The sequence below is a fragment of the Stenomitos frigidus ULC18 genome, assembly GCF_003003795.1.
Taxonomy (GTDB): Bacteria; Cyanobacteriota; Cyanobacteriia; order Leptolyngbyales; family Leptolyngbyaceae; genus Stenomitos; species Stenomitos frigidus_A.
This window is the reverse complement of the sequence record NZ_PVWK01000158.1, coordinates 13,810-30,036: the sequence shown is the minus strand read 5'-3', so window position 1 is coordinate 30,036 and position 16,227 is coordinate 13,810. Positions and strand designations below refer to the sequence as shown.

The following is a 16,227-nucleotide window of genomic DNA, read 5'->3' as shown; positions in this document are numbered from 1 at the left end:
TGAGAAGCGTGTTGGACGAATCGCCGACAGCGAATCGTGGCAACGTCTAGTGAAACGATCAGTCTGACAGTAGGAAGGGAACAGTCTACGAACGACGATTTTGCATGAAACTAGCCATATTCAAGGCTACAGAATTTTTGCGGCTTGTGTGGTGATTGTGGTGTTCGTTATCAAGATTCCATAAGTTCATGATGGAACTACTTTTCAGCCGTCCTGTTCATCTGCTTGCCCTGCACTAGCTTTCTGTATAAAGGTTGACTTTATTTCGAATTCATTCCTGTCGAATCTATTGTTCCAAATGGTCAGCGTTTCTAACCAATAAGCCCACCCTTTAAACAGTAAGGCATTGCTCAAATGTAAGTTGGCTTTTAAGGTGAATCTCAGGAGGCAGGAAGCGGGAGGGAATTAGTCCGATGCCCTCTGCTTTAATCGTTCCGCAGCTCAGCCGGAGGGGGACAGGTAAAGGTCATGAGTTGTCCGTTGGGATGTGTAAAGCTTAAGTGGATTGCATGCAGGTGATAGCCACAATCACCGGGTACGGCCAGCTTTCCGTTGACAGATGGGCGATCGGTCATTGGTACACCCCCGATCGTGTACAGCGGATCGCCTACGAGCGGATGCCCTGCGGCTGCTAGGTGAATGCGAATTTGGTGCGGTCTGCCCGTCAGAATGCTTACTTCAAGCAACGCTGTTTCAGCATCGCGGCGCAGCACTTGACAATCACTTTGTGCAACTGCGCCTTGGGGATGCGCTGCATAGATATAGCCCAAAACGGGATGTGCTTGCTTCCCGATCGGGGTCGTGATGGAGAAGCAATCAGGCATCGAGTTGCCCTGAGCCAGCGCTCGATAGACTTTATGCATCTGGCGATCGCGGAGTTGCTGACTGAGATGGGCACGAGCTTTGGGCGATCGCGCCAGTAACATTAACCCAGAGGTACCCCGTCCCAAACGATGAATCGGTAGCGGTGTTGTCTGTGGATAGCGCTGCTGCAGCCGCCAGAGCAGCGTGTGCTCTAGAAACCCACCGCCAGGAAGTACTGGCAGCCCAGACGGTTTTGCCACCATCATCAGTTCAGCGTCCTCATAGATTACTTCAAAGTTCAACGGCACATCTGGCTCTTGCCACGGCGGTCGCTGGTAGGTTAGCCACTGCCCTGCTAGCAGCCCCGTCTCTGGTGTCGTTTCTGCCTGATCGAGCAGCACTTGTCCTGACTGAATGCGTTGCTGCCACTCAGCCCGACTAGAGTGACGATAGCGCTGCGTGTAATAGTCTAGAACCGTCAAGCCATGCGCCGATCGATCCACCTGCTCTCGATACGTCCAACCGCTATTCACACATCCAGTCACCGACACATCTCTTGTATTCTGGACTTGATAGCGCACTTCTAGCTAGGAGACAGAAGGAGGAAGGCAGAGGGCAGAAGGAGAAAGGCAGGCGTGAAAAAGGTTGAAAATGAAGCTCTTAGATTTATGATGTGTATGCCATTTAGCGGCAAACTGCTGTCTGTTATCGCCTTGGAGGCTATCCCAAAAAAGTAAATGCCCCCAGCCGAAGCCAGGGGCAATGTCAGGGTGCATCTACCACTCTATTCTTCCCAACTGCCCAACTTGATCCGGAGGAAATGGAAGATCTGGGGGAATGGGGATTGGGAGGAGCTCCTGACGTCTGACCACTGACCATGACCGCCCAGCTTTCTCTAGCAACTCACAACCAACAACTCATTCGTGGTTTCCTTCGCCTACTTACAAGCTCAGCAGACCCTTCCCAAAGCCGATCGCACACAGTATCGGTGTGGGGCAAATTTGAATCTCTATGGGTCTGCAGCGCTACAAGGGTTGGTCACACAGGCAACGGCAGGACGTTATTTACGCCTTGTTTGTTTGCTGGACGAAACGACAGAAGGAACAATCCAGGGTGCATTAGAAGTCTGTTTATGTGAAGACGATTACCCCGGTTGGCTGGCGATCGCTGATCTCGAACAGTTAGATATAGCGGAGTCGCCCTACCGAGCGGGTGCTTTTGCGGAAGCAGAAATCAAAGACAGGGTGCAGGGTGCGATCGCCTTTGCCCAGGCTGCGATGGCGCAGCCAAACCAGTACCTTTGGGGCGGCACTGTTGGTCCCAACTACGACTGTTCGGGTTTGGTGCAAACGGCGTTTGCCTCAGTGGGCATCTGGCTTCCCAGAGATGCTTACCAGCAGGAAGCCTTCACACAGGCTATCGCGCCTTCCGAGTTGCTTCCTGGCGATCTAGTGTTCTTTGGCTCACCCACGAAAGCCACTCACGTTGGGTTGTACCTGGGAGAAAACGCCTACATCCATAGCTCCGGTAAGGATCAAGGGCGGAATGGCATTGGCATCGATCGCTTGTCTTCTGAGGGCGATCGCGTGAGTCAGTCTTACTATGCTCAACTGCGTGGTGCAGGACGCGTTGTCGCCTGTTACCAGCCTCAATGACGCTCATGGAAGTGGTCGTTTTTTGATACAGTGCTTTCAGCCTCGCTTTTCCATTGCCATCGGTATTGACCATGAGTACTTCATTACACCCTGACGAGAGCTTCATACGCGCTTCCAATGCCTCGCTCGTTCCTGAAGTCTCTGTCGTTGTGCCCATTCATAACGAGTACGATAGCTTGCCTCATTTGGTCGAGGCGATCGCCTCTAGCCTCCAGTCAGAGCAGCTTCACTACGAAATCATTTGTATTGATGATGGTTCCACCGATCACTCTGGCACCTTGCTCAAACAGATGGTGCAAGCTCGAAATGACCTGCGGGCGGTTATTTTACGCCGCAACTATGGTCAAACGGCAGCTATGGCAGCGGGCTTTAGCTGTGCTAGAGGACAAGTCATCGTCACCCTGGACGGCGATCTGCAAAATGATCCCGTCGATATTCCTCTCCTTCTGGTAAAGCTAGAAGAGGGCTATGATCTCGTCAGTGGTTGGCGAAAAAACCGACAGGATGCAGCACTCACTCGATTACTGCCCTCAAAAATTGCCAATTGGCTCATTAGCCGTGTGACGGGTGTGAAGTTGAACGATTATGGTTGTTCACTGAAGGCTTATCGGGCAGAAGTCATTGCCGACATGAACCTCTACGGTGAATTGCATCGGTTTCTGCCAGCTCTTGCTTTTATTGAAGGCGCGAGAATTACCGAAATTCCGGTACGCCATCACGCTCGTCGTTTCGGCAAGAGTAAATATGGCTTAGATCGTACCTTCCGGGTCATTATGGATTTGCTGACGGTTTGGTTCATGCGCAAGTTTCTGACTAAGCCGATGCATGCCTTTGGGCTGTTTGGTGTCGGTTCAATTGCCCTTGGGACTGCGATCGGAATCTATCTCACGGTGCTCAAAATTGCTTACAGCGTTGACATCGGCAATCGTCCGCTCTTGATTCTAGCCGTGGTGCTCATTTTGGCTGGTGTACAACTTTTCAGCGTGGGACTGTTAGCAGAACTGCTTATGCGCACCTATCATGAATCGCAAGGACGCCCAATTTATCGCATTCGAGAGACGCTTGAACCAGGCAACGGCATGGATCGTTAACCATCAATCTCTGTTCGGGGAGCCGTGTTCTAAAAGGGGAATTGGCGTTCCTCTAGCAGCGTTACTACAAGGGCATTGACTATCTTTCGACCTTGTTAGGTTTATCTATGCCTTCAGTATGTTAGGAGTTATATCCTTCGGCAGATTGGTTAGTACTACGCAGCTTGATAACTTGGTTGCATCAACTTTAAAGGCTTAGGTAAACAACCATGAACATTATTGCTTGGATCGTGTTGGGTCTAATTGCTGGTGCGATCGCGAAAGCGATTTATCCAGGTCCTCAAGGCGGTGGCATTCTCGGTACGATCGTTCTAGGTATTATCGGTGCGTTCGTCGGTGGCTCTTTGTTTAGCTTGATCAACACTGGAACATTGCAGCTAGCAGCTACAAGCTTGAGTATTCCAGGCATTTTAGTGGCTGTTATCGGCGCGATCGTTGCTATTTTCCTTTGGAGTCTGCTTACTCGTCGTGCCGTCTAAGCAATTGTCTTAGTGGTGAATCTCTTAGCGGTGATACGAGCCAATTTGTTGTAGCGATGTCGCCAGTTTAAGCGACTTCAGCGATGTACCTTTGGGTGGAACAGTTTTTGCGCTTAGCAAGTTTTTAAGCTGTTTGGCAACTATTAGAAGAGCTGTAAACGTTCAGGTTCAGTGAGAGTGTTATACCTGCTCTTACTGAACCTGAATCCTTTGAAGCATGTTTCTACTAAACTATATTACTCTTCAGGTAGAATCCATTGAGGTGGTTCCATCCGCTTTTTCCGCACAGCGTTTTCTGCCATCTCTAATATTTGATCCAATGAGGTTTCGCTAATAAATTTAGCGGCTTTAGCTTTATATTCGAGGTTTGGGCATTGGTCGCCCAGTACACATCCCTTTACACAAGCTTCAGCACAGTTGATCGTCATTTTGAGCTCCAGTATCAAAATTAGATGTCAGCAAGCTATAGCCCTTTGAGGCAAAAAAGATTCATAACGCAGTTTGCATCTGACTGCCGTAAACAGACTGATTGAGCTTTTATTTTACCTCTGTGGCTTGCCACATTAGTTGAGACGAAAGCGTAAATATTTGAGGGTAAAACAAATTTATGGTTGCAGTTTGAAGGCTACCTAACACATCGCTCTGCTTGGTGACTAAAACCGCAGTCACACCAAAAACCTGCTTTTGCGGGTTCTAAACCCTTTAGGGGAACCGAGTCTGGGGAGTCGAACCTGGTTGTCTAAGTGCGCTCGCAACCGTCAGCCATCACATCAATCAGCTGTTTGAGGCCTTTGACTTAAAATGCTTGCTTCAAAGCACTTGAGCGCGTGTCCGATCAGCAGAACCACTGTGATACTGCACCCTCAAAGCAAATTTTGCTTTAATGACGCCAATTTTGCCAAAAACTTTCCTGATTCAGTCAGGCGATCGTGACTAGAAAAGCATGAGTTTCTTGCAACGATCATGACTGACCTTTCTCTGTTGGCGACCGTATTGGCTAAGGGCTTATCCCAACAGGCTGCTATCAATGCACCGCCACGAAACGCTTTAATAGCGCTAGACCAGAAGGCAAAACGCTCTGATCGGGATCAAGTATTAGGGGACGTATCCCAGCCTAAAAGATTGCTCAAGCCAAATGTCCAACCGGACTCCAGGCAGGATGCGACCGAATTTTCTCAGCCCATGCTGGCTCAGCCCAGTTCTTGCAGCCAACTTTACTGGCAGCGTTTTGCTGCCATTCGATCGGGTCGGCTTTACACTCGCTTACCGATCGATAGCTTCCGTGAAATTTGGGTACGCGCAACCAACGAGCCTAGCTATAAGCAATGGCGCACCCTACTCGCGTTAGAGGCAAAAGCCGCGACTAGAGGGCAGGGCAACCGTCGCCTGTCCATTATGGTGGGAGATTCGCTGAGCCTCTGGTTTCCGAGCAATCGCCTTCCCACCGGACAACTCTGGCTCAATCAGGCGATTTCTGGAGAAAACACCAGTGGCATTCTGCAACGGTTGCCAGCGTTTGATGCTGCCCGTCCTCAGGCGATTTACGTCATGGCTGGCGTGAATGACTTGAAGCAAGGCGCAACCGACAACGAAATTTTGTGGAATCTACGCCTGATTGTTCGCCGCCTAAAGCAAGCACATCCAAAGGCTCAAGTGATCGTGCAATCCATTCTGCCCACCAAAACCACAATGGTTCCCGGTAACCGTATTGGATGGTTGAATCAACGACTGGCTGCGATCGCAAAACAAGATGGGGCGATCTTTCTAGATCTCTATTCTCAATTCACCGATGCAGACGGCAACCTGCGCCATGAGTTGACGACAGATGGTTTGCACTTAAATGCGAACGGTTATGCGGCCTGGCAGGCTGAATTAGCGCAGGCAGATAACTGGATTGCGCAGGGAGGGTGAACCATCTGTTCCCTCATCGCAATAGCATCTTGACAAGAACCAACGCGCTTTGTTTTCAGGTGATTGATTGTGATGTACCGAGCCGCGATCGCGCTGACGCCTCTTTTGCTTTTGATCATGGTACAGCGTTCTCCTGCAGGCACTCCGATGCCTTTGGAGCAGCAGGTTGAAGCCGTTGCTACTCGGCTGGAGGGCGTGATGGATACAGCCGCTCAGGCAAGTGTGAACCCCAAGGTCTCGAATGTCCGCATGACGTCGTGCCGGGTTCCGCTGGCAGAGGATGAAAACGCCTTGCAGAGCAAAATGATCATGCTTTATCAAGAGCAAGCGCTGGCTGACGAGTTAACAAAACCGTATCGGCAGCGCTTTTTGCAGCTTAGCGCCAGCCCTATGAGCCAGAGCGTGCGATCGCGCGCGTTCAAGCCGGCTCATCCTGCTGCGTGGGTTAACTTCTGCAACAAACTACCTGCCGATCGCACCGTAAAACCTGAAGACATGGGTACCGTTGTTTGCAACGTCTTCCTCCGACACTCCGGCGATGACTATGTTGGTAACACACCGGCCGATGGCTGCGCTGCTAATGTAAGAGGCACAGTGAGGATCAAGAACCATATCGTGTTGCGTCAGTCTGGTATGGACACGTGGGATCGAGGCTTCGACGCGGCAGGCAGGCAAGTGTGGGGCGCGAAAGCAGAATCGTATCAATTTCGCCGCAGGCTGTGAGGGTCATAGGGACGTTACATATAAAGTCCCTATGACCGTATCGCCCAAATTGATCCAGCCCAACGCCGACGCGGTACTTTACTCTAGTGAAGAGGTATCGCTAGCAGTTTGTTGGCTAGGTTTGGCGCAAGGGTATCCTTGTGCTTAACAGTGGAGTATGCGCATGGCTCAAGGAATGGGGATTAAGCTCAAATTAATGGTGGTTGATGACGAGCCAGACAACCTTGCGCTGCTTTATCGCACGTTTCGGCGTGATTTTGAGGTGATCGCGGTTGAGAGTGCGATCGCGGCACTACAAATCCTTGAGCAGCAGGGAGAAATGGCAATCATCATTTCAGACCAGCGCATGCCCGAAATGCTGGGGACAGAGTTTCTGAGTAAAACGGTCGATCGCTACCCCGACACAATCCGCATCGTGTTGACTGGTTATACCGATGTCGAAGATTTAGTAGAAGCCATCAACGCTGGAAAAGTATTTAAATACATCACAAAGCCATGGAACCCTGACCAATTGAAGGGGGTGGTGCAGCAGGCCGCCGAAACCTACCAGGTTTTGAAGCAGCGCACCAACGAATTGCGACGAGCTCTACGGCGCGAATCGCTCTTTAATGCCATGACCACTGCGATTCGCGAATCATTGGCTTATGGTAGTATCCTGCATACAGTAGCCAAGACGCTGGGTCAAACGTTTGCTGCAAGCCACTGTGTGCTGCGTCCTGTCGAGAGCGATCGCTTGATGTCAGAGGTATTCATCTATCAGAAAGGCACGCAGGAACAACCAGACGGGCAGCAGGCTCTAAGCGACACGCAGGATGATCCCCTCATTCAAGCGACCTTGCAAACGCGTCAGATTCAGATGGCACCAGCAGTTTCTGAGAAGGGCTTTCAGTTGGTTGTACCCTTTGTCTATCAGCAAGAGTTTTTGGCGGTGCTCTCACTGTATCGTGACGCGATCGATCAACCCTGGTCGGTGGAAGACATCGAGCTCATTCAAGGTGTGGCAGACCAGGCAGCACTTGCCCTGTCGCAAGCAAAGCTTTATCAGCGCACCCAAGACCAGGCAGAGCAGATGCGGGCAGAGCTCGCTGTGGCCCGTCAGATTCAAGGCAACCTCTTACGCCAAAGCTTGCCCGATCTGGATGGGATGAAAGTCCAGGCATGCTGTTTCCCGGCTCGTGAGGTCGGTGGTGACTTTTTTGAAGTGTATGCCCATCCTCAAGGTGATATCTGGTTGGCAGTCGGCGATGTCTCTGGTAAAGGGGTTCCTGCTGCGCTCTTTATGGCAAGCGCCATCTCAGTCTTGCGGCGGGAGCTTTCTCAAGAATCACCACCCGAACCACATCTGGTGATGCAAAACTTAAACCGCAGCCTTTCTGAGGATCTGGTGAGCACTAACTGCTTCATCACGATGGTGCTGGTACGCTACAACCCCTCTACCCGGCAGCTTGTTTATGCAAACGCTGGACACATCTATCCCCTAGTGTGGTCGAGTCGCAACGTCGCCGCTCAGGTCGCTGCTGAGGGATCATCCGTTGTCGAACCGCATTATCTGAAGGTGCGCGGCGTACCGTTGGGCATTTTACCTAACTGGAAAGCGGCGTCCGGTCGTGTGGAGCTGAATTCAGGCGAGGTCATGCTGTTGACCAGCGATGGCATTACAGAAGCAACGATCGCTACTGCTGGTAATGGCAGTGCAGGGACACCTCCAACGGTCACCTCAATGCTGCAGCAGGCTGGCTTATGGCAAATGCTGATGCAAGAACATGCACCGCTGGATCTGAGCCATTTGCTTTCACGGATTCGATCGCACAATACGATTCAAGAAGACGACCAGACTATTCTCTCTCTGGAGGTTCTGTAGTTGATGAGAACTGAGCTTAACGTGCCTAGCGACCTGAAGTTTTTGTCGATTGTTGAAAATTGGCTCTTGGGCAGTCTCGAAGTCGAGCTGGGCAATCACGTCGATTGGCCCCGACAATCGAATCGTCTGCGGCTGGTACTGGTCGAGGCATACTCTAACGTGGTGCGTCATGCTCACAAAGATCAGCCTGCACTGCCCGTGCTGATTCGGCTGGAATTGCAAGAACGCGATATTGCCCTCGAAATTTGGGATCACGGCACTGGCTATGATGTGGCTGCTTACATGGAGCCCACCCCAGAGTTAATGCAAGAAGGCGGCTACGGCTGGCTCATCTTGAATCGCCTGATGGATCGTGTCGAATATCAGCTTCAGGTCGATGGACAAAACTGCCTCAAAATGGAAGCCAGCCTGCCTGAATCCGTTCAGACTGCGGAAGCGGGAAAGGCTAAAGGCTAAAGGCTAAACTCAAAACTCCTCACCCAAATTCTAAAGATGGTCTAAGTGCAGTCGCGCGCTTATGGAAAATCAGGTAGACTGCTCTTCTGCCAATCGATCGAGGGACTGCTTTCGCCTTCGACTACTCTGACTTTGTTCCTGTTAGGGGTAGCCAGATCGGGGTTCGTGTGCTTCCATCTGACGGTCAGGACGGACTCGTAAAACGGGGCACGATCGTCCTAAGGCAGGATCTGATACGCTACTAGTAAATCAACTGATTAAACTAAACGCTATATGTAGAGCTACATTGCTAAATCTGACGGTCTGAGCAGATGATCAATTTGCTCATTTTAGACTTGCGATTAATCTAATTTCGGTGCATCTTCTTAGGTCAGGACAACGATTTTAGGGCAGTGCAATGATTGCAGCCCAGGCAAGGGATTCGGAATCTCCGGTTCACTTTGTCTCATGTCGCCATTCATTGGCAAGGGGTAACGGTTGGTGGTCGAAATTACGCTTGAAAACCTTTGGACACAGGTGCTGGAACGGTTGCAGATTCAGCTCAGTCGCCCTACCTTTGAAACCTGGATTAAAACGGCAGTCGCAGAGCAGTTGGATGACAATTGTCTGGTCATTCGCACCCCTAATCCCTTTGCGCGTAATTGGCTCCAGAAGTACTACATCAAGACGATCGCCGAAGTGGTGCAGGAAGTCGTGGGACACCCGATCGACATTCACATTACGATCGCGCAAGGTGACGATGCCACCACCGATAATCCAGACATGTTCTGGCCGCTGCCGTCTCAGGCAAACCTTTCAGACGCGCCACCAGAGCCTCAAGCAGTCGCTAGCACCTCCAGTAGCAACGGTGCGCGGAGTGATTTGAACTCTAAATACGTGTTCTCGCGGTTAGTCGTCGGCTCCAATAACCGCATGGCTCACGCAGCCTCACTGGCAGTCGCAGAATCGCCTGGACGAGAGTTCAATCCTCTCTTTCTGTGTGGTGGGGTTGGGCTAGGCAAAACGCACCTGATGCAAGCGATCGGGCATTATCGGTTAGAAATTTGCTCCACCTCGCGCATTGTCTACGTCTCTACCGAGCAGTTCACTAATGATCTGATTACCGCCATTCGTAAGGACAGTCGGCAGAGCTTTCAGGAGCGGTATCGCGCCGTTGATGTACTGCTGGTCGATGACATCCAGTTCATTGAAGGGAAGGAATATACGCAAGAAGAGTTTTTTCACACCTTCAATACCTTGCATGAGACCGGGAAGCAGGTCGTGCTGGCCTCCGATCGCCCACCCAACCAGATCCCGCGACTTCAGGAACGGCTGTGTTCTCGCTTCTCAATGGGTTTAATCGCTGACATTCAGCCTCCTGACCTGGAAACGCGTATGGCCATTCTGCAAAAGAAAGCAGAATATGAAAATATGCGTTTACCCCGCGAAGTCATTGAATACATCGCGTCTAGCTACACCAACAACATTCGCGAACTGGAAGGGGCGCTGATTCGGGCAGTTGCCTATATCTCTATTTCGGGGCTGCCCATGACGGTGGAGAATATTTCTCCAGTGCTCAATCCCCCGGTAGAGAAAGTCGAAGCCTCACCAGAAGCCGTGATTCTAGCGATCGCCGAAACCTTTGATGTCTCTGTAGACGACTTGAAAGGCAGCTCTCGTCGTCGCGAAATCAGCGTCGCCCGCCAAATCGGCATGTACCTGATGCGGCACCACACCGACCTGAGCTTGCCCAAAATTGGCGAAGAGTTCGGCGGCAAAGACCATACCACTGTTATGTATAGCTGCGACAAAATCGCTCAGCTCAAAGAAAATGATCCCAGCATGGCGCAAACGCTACGGCAGTTGGGCGATCGGATTAACCACGCTAGTCAAACGCGGAAGTAAAGAGCGGTCAGCCATCAGCTATCAGCCATCAGCTATCAGCCGTCATCAGCAAATCTTTTCCTCCCGGCGGTTGAAACTGCTGCTACAGAAACAAAACCCGCTGAGGCGGGTTAAAGCTATCCTGTTTCAGTCTGCGGAGGCAGACTTTGCTCTTGTAGGCGCAGTTTCAACCGCCAGCAACGAATGTTTTGTCAGTTAACTAGGGTCAGTAGTCTTCAAGCAACCGAACTCAGTAAGATGAGTAGCCAGTGTGAAATTTAAAGCTAACAGCTGATAGCTGACCGCTATTAGCTACTCAATCTTGCTGAGTCGAAAACTGACGCGCCCCGATCGCCGACAGCACGATCGCTGACACTAATAGCACTGGAATAACGTACCAGGGGAACTGCGCAAGCGGCAGGTAGGCTGCTGCCCGTAGACCCAGACTGGTGTAAGTGAGCGGTAGCAGATACACAATAACTTTCAGAGCGATCGGCAGCGTCACGGGGTCAAAAAAGGTTGCTCCCAAGAACGACATCGGCACGATTACAAAGTTGTTGTAGATGCCCACGCTCTCCAGGGACTTGACATTTAAGCCAACAATCACGCCGAGCGCTGAAAAGACCGCACAGTTGAGCAGTAGCACCAGCAGAAAAAGTGGATTCAGAAAGCTCCACACCTTACCCGTGCAGAGAATAGCAACCAAGATCACCGATCCGGCTGTTAGCATCCCTCGCACGATGCCTGCCATCATCTTGCCAAGATGCAGTGCTAGCGGATGCACAGGCATTAACAGCATTTCTTCAAAGGTTTTGGTAAAAAGGCGATCGCCGCAGATCGAAAAGGTCGTACCACCAAAGCTGATGACCATTGATGACAGCGCCACCATACCTGGCAGAATAAACTGTAGGTAATTGGCTCCAGCCGAGGGCTTCATCGCCGTATCCATCGCGCTCCCCAGGCCCAAACCAAAACCTACGATGTAAATTAATGGCGACACTAGTCCAGAAGCGATCACTTGCACCAACCGGACGCGTAAGTCCAGCCAATCACCCCAAAAAACAGTCAAGCAATCGCTCCACAGTGTCTGTAGCGTAGAACTTGAAGAAAACTTATGGATCGGCAGTCGTGTTTGAAGGCTCACAAGCTTAACTAATCGATAGCGCTCAACTATTGTGACACTTTGCTTGCTTCTGCGACGGCTTTGGAGTCGGAGATACGGGACGATCGCCTGTAGGCTCCTTGTTGCTGTTGAGGGTGAGAATACGCTAAGGTGAGGCCCAGAGAACACTAAAATTCTCTCTGTTCAGACCGCATCCCATTAGCGGCATACTGAGAAAAGAAGGGCACTTTTTTAACGCTTTCCAAACCGGGTCAGATGACTATGAAACGTAAATCCAGGAACTCAGGCTCTAGCTACGACCGTGATGTCGATCGCGACTACGATCGTGATTACGATAGCTATGCTGCGACCGATGCCCCCAAGCAAAAGCCTGCAAAAGGAACGATCGCGTCTCTTTTTAACGCAACCGCTCTGGCAGTGCTGGCAGGTGTTTTCATCCTCGGTATTGGCATTGGTCTTGGCTTTAGCTCGGTTTCAAGTTCTGGTGCAGGCAAAATTGTGACTGACCTTGACCTGAGTCAACGAGCACCCAACGCTGAACTCTGTGCTCAGTTTGGTTCCGCCGCCATCACAATGGATACCCGCGTTTTTGTCACGCTGAATCCACTCAATGTGTATGTCTCTCAGCCCAGCACCCAACCGGGATGCGTGCTGCGTACCAATAACTGGTCGATCTTAGAGCAAAAAGGCTTGGTTAAGTCTGAACAGGTGCGTGACTGCAAAAACCGCATGAATACCTTCGGGTTTACGGATGCCTTGGAGCGATCGCCCAAGATTGACTGTATTTATCAGAATGATGCTGCCAAAAACCTCTTCCTGGATCAACAGGGCACAGGCGGAGCGCCAAAACCAGAGAACCAGAAATATTAATTTGACCCCTTTCTCGGAACACAGTGAGCGGTTTTCCCGCGACCAACTCAATCGATTTCTTGGTGGGGAGAAAATTACACTTCGCTTGGTGTAGAGAAACGTCATCAGCCAAGTCGTGACAACGCCAACGGGCGACTGGGTGTTTGACGTTATGGGCTGGATCATATACGCGCGATGTAACAGCCCAGACTGGCTCTGCACAACGGTTTCGTCTGGCAAGTCATCCACTCCAGTCACCGTCACGCGCACTGTGTTGACAGCACTCTGACTCACTTCAACAACTGCAATCCCAGGAGCCGGATTCTCGCGCCGAAAGGTTTGCCCCTCGGTTAACTGCAACTGAGCATTCGGGATCTCCACTACTAAGCTGTTTCTCTGCGTCAATGTTGCCCATAGAGGCTGGCTTCTCTTCAAGCTTGTGCTGAACAGCAACGGCTGTTCCAAGCGTTACAGCCGTTGTTCAAGTGTCGTTTTGTTTAACACAGCCTTCTTTCCTTCACAGCAATGAGCAATTGCGTTCGCAAATGGTTTGAGTACAACGCTGAGCTAAAGCGGAGAGTCTGGCGTTTTGATCACAACTACCACAAAAAATATCAGAACGTTGAGCCAACGCGATCGCTTGTCTTTGTGATGGAGAGTATTGTGCTTAACCCAGTAGGCAGTAAATGTAATGGCTGAACTGAGCGGCAGTGAGCTTTAGTTCAAATGTCGTTGCTTAAGGTTGTTGCTGGCGAGCAACACAAGCCTGTAAAGACCTGATCAAACGATCAAAACCTTGCTTTTGAAAAAGGTCTACCCAGTGTTTTCCACTCAGTTGATCAGGAAGCGAGCATTCTTCTAGTTTTGCGGGTATGAGGAAAATAGAGCCTTCAGGCTTTTCATCAGCTACGTCAAGAGCATATTTAATTTCCTTCTGAACAAAACCAGACTTACTAACTGAGCTGCTCGATAAACAAACTATAACTACATCACTTGCACGAACTGCTCTTGTAATTTCGTATTTCCTATCTTGTCCAGGCAACAAATTTTCTTCATCTAGCCAAGGCTCAATACCAGAGGCTAAAAGTCGGTAATAGATTTGCCGCACCGCAGGCTTATCTTCATTGCCATGACACAAAAAAACTTTTAGGTTTTTACCAGAGATGGAAAAGCTCTGTCGAATTTTGCTCAACTCACGCGCATATGATAATGCTCCTGCAAAATCAGGCATATTTGTCCAAATTTTGCTCTGCATATGGTCAAGCCAATCCAGTTCATCAACTCTACTCATCTCAATTGAGTAGTATGTGGAAAGGCATTCCACTCCATAGGTGGTTACAGCCCAAGTGCCATAATGTTTAATAATGGGTGCCACATCAAATCTTTTTATAGCCTCTTCAAGAGTAACGATTTCTGAAGAATACGCCAAAAGCACTTCTTCAAGGTTACTACTCTGACCTTCTTTTGAAGATGTAGGCACTTGGGTAAGTAAAGCTTGTGACTGCTGGAGAGTTTCCGCTGCCATAACTGGAGAACTTATATCATCTTTTATATAAAGAACAGGGGTAAGATTTTCTGAAATCCCCTCTAATTTCATCTCTACTTGAGCAAATTTATAGGCTTTTTCGAATGAACGACCTGCTCCTAGTGCTTTATAAAAACCAACAGCAAATGTAATTGCAGCCTTGTCTCCAATCGCTGTATTCATCCCCACAACGAAAGGGATATGCTTTGAAATAGCTTTAGCTTGAGTTTCTGAATAACAAGCATTTAAGACCACGCAGCTAACTTCTTCAGCAATTAATTCAAAAAGATCGGCTAATGCGTCAGGTTCTACTAACTGCGCCTTTCCTAAAACATTTTCAAAACATAATTCGCCTGTATTTGCGCCATGCCCAGAGAAATGAACAATCTGAGGAGCAACATCATGAATCGCTTGAGTTATATCTCCTGGGCGAACAGATTCTCGTGAATCGAGTACAAAACTATCTCTTTGCTTAGAAAGCTGTAGCTTTTCTCTAATATCTCGTAATTCTTGCCCTAAGCGTAGCCGGGTAACATCACTTGGATCGGCTGCAAAAAACAGAATTTTAATTTTATTCATACGACTAAACTCAGAGTCAACCATCTCATAAGCTCGATTAGTCAAAGCACATTTATATTGATGCTCTCGACTACGATCGCAAATAAGATAGCCGCTTTCTTGCATTGCATCGAGAGTAATTGTTTTTATTTCAGGGGCGTGACCTTCATAATTCACAATACTTGTTCCATTGAAACTCCAAGTAATCCAGATTTCTTCTTCATCTAATTTCCCAGCCCGAACTTCTTGAACCACCCAGTTCAAGAGACTCTTCTGATTTTTTGTCAATTTGTCAGCCTGCATTTGAGCAAAACCTTCTAGAAAACAGTTTTACTAGGTGCTAAATTGTGATTTACACATCTATATCCTAGCGCCCACTCAGCGAGATCAAGGAGCTAGTACCAATCACCCCGCCGAAAGTTTGAAAGCCTACTTCTTGTTCTCGTTCCATTAAGAACTTTACGCTATACCAATTTATCGAACTAGCTGTGCCGTGCAAACACCTGATAACAAGAGATAAGCAGACTTCCTACCTTCTTATCCCCTCAGAAGCGACAATAAGCGGTAATTGTCGCATATTAGCTTTCCTGTGGGTAGATAAGCTGCAAGCTTCTGTAGAGCTTCGGAACTCATGCAATGAAAGGTGAGGCAGCATTACTCGTCCTGAACGAGCTGTATCCTGGTTGAGTCGCTTTGCCCAGTTAGCAGTGAACTTGACCCAAAAAGGAGGAACAGGAGGATAAGTCAAGATGCATCAGCGAGCAAAAGCAAGGGTGGCTGAGATGTTAAGTCGTTGGCAGGTGTGGGGAAGAAAGACGATCGCTTGCGATGAGTTGATGGGAATTTTATGAGGATAAAGGCACCGTTCTGGCTGGTTGTCGATCGGTTATATGCTCGATCTATTTTGTTACCTTTTGTACCTGGGAACGGCTGGAGCTAACTTTTGCAGCACAGCAGGTTGTAATGGAAGCTTGTCAATATTTTCATGGGGAGCGGTACACCATTTTTGCGGGTGTTATTATGCTCGACCACGTGAATTTGTTAATTCAACCGTGGCTAAAAGATACAGGAAAATTTTGGACGATCGGCAGCATCTTGCATAGTATTAAAGGCTTCAGTGCAAGGCAAGTTCCACTTGTGATGCCTCACATCGGCTTATGGCAAGATGGTCGCCATGACAGGCTCATTTTGAGCGATCGTCATTTCCACTCCACTGTGACATCTATCGATCAAAATCCAGTGGCAGCTTATCTTGTTAAACCTTCAGAAGTCTATCCCTATGCTTGGAGTCATCTCTTCCATTGAAAACAGTGCGAGCGAGACGCTCGC

Annotated in this window: 16 protein-coding genes and 1 pseudogene; 12 read left to right on the top strand and 5 right to left on the bottom strand. The window is 49.4% G+C overall.

Annotated features, from left to right (window positions below; translation table 11 throughout):
• Positions 1–425: 425 nt before the first annotated feature.
• Complete coding sequence (locus C7B82_RS29170) at positions 426–1,349, bottom strand: RluA family pseudouridine synthase (RefSeq protein ID WP_245940152.1); 924 nt, start codon at positions 1,347–1,349, stop codon at positions 426–428.
• Positions 1,350–1,727: 378 nt separating this feature from the next.
• Here C7B82_RS29170 and C7B82_RS29165 point away from each other — a divergent pair, with 378 nt between their 5' ends.
• The 3 genes from C7B82_RS29165 to C7B82_RS29155 all read left to right on the top strand — a co-directional run bounded on the left by C7B82_RS29165 (position 1,728) and on the right by C7B82_RS29155 (position 4,029).
• On the top strand, positions 1,728–2,459 hold the full coding sequence (locus C7B82_RS29165) for a C40 family peptidase (protein ID WP_106260645.1): 732 nt from the start codon (positions 1,728–1,730) through the stop codon (positions 2,457–2,459).
• A gap of 71 nt (positions 2,460–2,530) precedes the next feature.
• On the top strand, positions 2,531–3,550 hold the full coding sequence (locus tag C7B82_RS29160) for a glycosyltransferase family 2 protein (protein WP_106260643.1): 1,020 nt from the start codon (positions 2,531–2,533) through the stop codon (positions 3,548–3,550).
• Positions 3,551–3,759: 209 nt separating this feature from the next.
• Positions 3,760–4,029, top strand: a complete 270-nt coding sequence (locus C7B82_RS29155) for a GlsB/YeaQ/YmgE family stress response membrane protein (protein ID WP_106260642.1) — start codon at positions 3,760–3,762, stop codon at positions 4,027–4,029.
• Between the two features lie 236 nt (positions 4,030–4,265).
• Here C7B82_RS29155 and C7B82_RS29150 read toward each other — a convergent pair whose 3' ends face one another.
• Positions 4,266–4,457 (bottom strand): hypothetical protein, encoded by a 192-nt coding sequence (locus C7B82_RS29150; RefSeq protein ID WP_106260784.1) that lies wholly within the window; start codon positions 4,455–4,457, stop codon positions 4,266–4,268.
• A 535-nt stretch (positions 4,458–4,992) separates the two neighbouring features.
• On the opposite strand from C7B82_RS29150, the gene C7B82_RS29145 reads away from it, so the two are divergent.
• The 5 genes from C7B82_RS29145 (at position 4,993) to dnaA (ending at position 10,864) form a co-directional block, all read left to right on the top strand.
• Entirely contained in the window at positions 4,993–5,940 is a 948-nt protein-coding gene (locus tag C7B82_RS29145) for a GDSL-type esterase/lipase family protein (protein ID WP_106260640.1), read from the top strand.
• A gap of 72 nt (positions 5,941–6,012) precedes the next feature.
• A complete protein-coding gene (locus C7B82_RS29140; RefSeq protein WP_106260638.1) occupies positions 6,013–6,663 on the top strand; it encodes a chromophore lyase CpcT/CpeT in 651 nt (216 codons plus the stop codon).
• A 163-nt stretch (positions 6,664–6,826) separates the two neighbouring features.
• Positions 6,827–8,524, top strand: coding sequence for a SpoIIE family protein phosphatase (locus C7B82_RS29135; protein WP_106260782.1), 1,698 nt, complete (start codon positions 6,827–6,829; stop codon positions 8,522–8,524).
• 3 nt (positions 8,525–8,527) lie between these two features.
• The gene (locus tag C7B82_RS29130; RefSeq protein WP_106260636.1) at positions 8,528–8,980 is read left to right on the top strand and encodes an ATP-binding protein; all 453 of its coding nucleotides are present in this window, start codon (positions 8,528–8,530) and stop codon (positions 8,978–8,980) included.
• Between the two features lie 477 nt (positions 8,981–9,457).
• Positions 9,458–10,864, top strand: a complete 1,407-nt coding sequence (gene dnaA / locus C7B82_RS29125; protein WP_425443684.1) for a chromosomal replication initiator protein DnaA — start codon at positions 9,458–9,460, stop codon at positions 10,862–10,864.
• Between the two features lie 295 nt (positions 10,865–11,159).
• Here the strand turns inward: dnaA and C7B82_RS29120 are convergent, their stop codons facing one another.
• Positions 11,160–11,987: an ABC transporter permease gene (locus C7B82_RS29120; protein ID WP_106260635.1), complete on the bottom strand. Its 828-nt coding sequence runs from the start codon at positions 11,985–11,987 to the stop codon at positions 11,160–11,162.
• A gap of 240 nt (positions 11,988–12,227) precedes the next feature.
• Here C7B82_RS29120 and C7B82_RS29115 point away from each other — a divergent pair, with 240 nt between their 5' ends.
• Entirely contained in the window at positions 12,228–12,836 is a 609-nt protein-coding gene (locus C7B82_RS29115) for a DUF3172 domain-containing protein (protein ID WP_106260633.1), read from the top strand.
• A 115-nt stretch (positions 12,837–12,951) separates the two neighbouring features.
• A complete protein-coding gene (locus tag C7B82_RS32845) occupies positions 12,952–13,104 on the top strand; it encodes a hypothetical protein (protein WP_181357771.1) in 153 nt (50 codons plus the stop codon).
• 14 nt (positions 13,105–13,118) lie between these two features.
• On the opposite strand, the pseudogene C7B82_RS34865 reads toward C7B82_RS32845, so the two are convergent.
• Positions 13,119–13,196, bottom strand: a pseudogene (locus tag C7B82_RS34865) (hypothetical protein); the annotation flags it as partial.
• 144 nt (positions 13,197–13,340) lie between these two features.
• Here C7B82_RS34865 and C7B82_RS32840 point away from each other — a divergent pair.
• On the top strand, positions 13,341–13,514 hold the full coding sequence (locus C7B82_RS32840) for a hypothetical protein (RefSeq protein ID WP_181357760.1): 174 nt from the start codon (positions 13,341–13,343) through the stop codon (positions 13,512–13,514).
• Positions 13,515–13,551: 37 nt separating this feature from the next.
• Here the strand turns inward: C7B82_RS32840 and C7B82_RS32835 are convergent, their stop codons facing one another.
• Positions 13,552–15,201 carry a TIR domain-containing protein gene (locus tag C7B82_RS32835; protein ID WP_181357759.1) on the bottom strand — a complete coding sequence of 550 codons (1,650 nt, stop codon included), beginning with the start codon at positions 15,199–15,201 and terminating at the stop codon, positions 13,552–13,554.
• A gap of 660 nt (positions 15,202–15,861) precedes the next feature.
• Here C7B82_RS32835 and C7B82_RS29100 point away from each other — a divergent pair.
• Positions 15,862–16,203, top strand: coding sequence for a transposase (locus tag C7B82_RS29100; RefSeq protein WP_219904760.1), 342 nt, complete (start codon positions 15,862–15,864; stop codon positions 16,201–16,203).
• Positions 16,204–16,227 lie beyond the last annotated feature (24 nt).